We start from the raw sequence: 1,419 nt of genomic DNA on the forward strand, positions 1-1,419 counted from the left end.
CTTATCTGGCAAGAGACTTAATTGATTAGTTCGCTCTAGATAGAAAACAATTGGCCAAAATCGAAGCAATGCCTTTCTCTATAAGGGTTCCATCCCTTATAACCCCCGTCCATTGCATAACACAAACCGAAGAGCCAAAAATATGTCGTATTCAAGAGTAAAAAGACTTGTTATATAGCATACTCAGTCTAAAAAAAATTGAATTTGATGACTGAAGGTAAATTTTTAGCTTACATTAACATCAGCAAAAGCCAAGAGGTTACTAATGACTCAAGCGATTCGTCAAACAATTTTTGTTCAGTCAGATGGTCGTCTAGAAATTCATTCAGATCAGCTTTTCCCTGGAAGAAAAGTAGAGGTTATTATTATTCTGGAAGATGACCCTGCAATATCATCAGCAGAAGCTTTAGCCATTAAGAGATTGGAAAATTTAGGTGATCCGCAGGAATGGATAACTGGGGTTGAAGCAGAGGAAGAAATTGATGAGGATGAGTTAAGGGAATGGGTTAAAAGTTGTGGTCACTAAAAATCATTTAGAGTAACACGCCGATCGCCGCTTCATTTCTCCCTAATTTACTTAAACTTATGCAGATGTCTTCAGGGGGACGAGGGGGAGTTGATTGATAATAAATTCACCGAGTTGCACTTTTTTGCTGGCATTATCAATGTCTAAACCGACTAGGTTCCCTAATTCATCGTAATCGGCAACGACTCCTTCTGAAATTTCTTGGCTATCAACACTGGATTTGTCTGCAAGGTGGATATAAAGGGAGTCTGTTTCTGGGTAGTAGTTAATCTTCATGGTCTAAAGCTCCGGTCTGGAAAGGCGTTGTGGATAGTCAGCTTGTCTTCTAGAGTAATGACTCTCAGGTATCGATCGCCAAATTCTTTTGTCTGCGCCCAAAAGCGAAAACGGTTATCTTCTTGAGGTTCACAGCGAATGGGGTTTTCGATAACGTAAATACACCATTCTTTTTTGAGGTAAGGGCGTTTTGTTAAAACATCATTTTCAAAATAGTTAGTAAATATATATTTTGGCATAAAAATGGTTGTAGTCAGTAAGGGAGACTTATTATCGTTGAATTAAAGCAAGGAACTTAGATATTTCTCTGACTGAAAGTTTTTTGAACTGTCTAAGAAGTGTCACAACTGCTTCACTCATGGCTTTAACTGATATCTTGTAGATTACTTTCTGTCCACTAGGGTAACACGGCGATCGCTCTTTCAAAAACCAAAATGATCGCAATTTTAAAGTTAGTAATGATTCGGTAGTAGTGGCGTAGCCCTCTTGCCTACCTGGTATGAATTGTGTAAAATATTTATTAATAAAAATAATTGGAACCCGCTCAGTCTTTAAACCTCTAGCTTGCTCATGACTTTTCTGATAAATATCTTTTTCTGGCTCCTGTCTGGCTTACT

Annotated in this window: 3 protein-coding genes; 1 reads left to right on the plus strand and 2 read right to left on the minus strand. The window is 38.0% G+C overall.

The genetic code is table 11. From position 1 onward, the window contains the following. Positions 1–265 precede the first annotated feature (265 nt). Positions 266–526, plus strand: coding sequence for a hypothetical protein (locus tag O9290_RS11325; protein WP_052278228.1), 261 nt, complete (start codon positions 266–268; stop codon positions 524–526). Positions 527–583: 57 nt separating this feature from the next. Here O9290_RS11325 and O9290_RS11330 read toward each other — a convergent pair whose 3' ends face one another. Next, positions 584–802, minus strand: a complete 219-nt coding sequence (locus O9290_RS11330; protein WP_002769327.1) for a DUF2283 domain-containing protein — start codon at positions 800–802, stop codon at positions 584–586. Continuing rightward, complete coding sequence (locus O9290_RS11335) at positions 799–1,041, minus strand: hypothetical protein (RefSeq protein ID WP_288054846.1); 243 nt, start codon at positions 1,039–1,041, stop codon at positions 799–801. Before O9290_RS11335 ends, O9290_RS11330 begins: the two co-directional genes overlap by 4 nt. Positions 1,042–1,419 lie beyond the last annotated feature (378 nt).

Source organism: Microcystis sp. LE19-41.2A, assembly GCF_027530405.1.
Classification (GTDB): domain Bacteria; phylum Cyanobacteriota; class Cyanobacteriia; order Cyanobacteriales; family Microcystaceae; genus Microcystis; species Microcystis aeruginosa.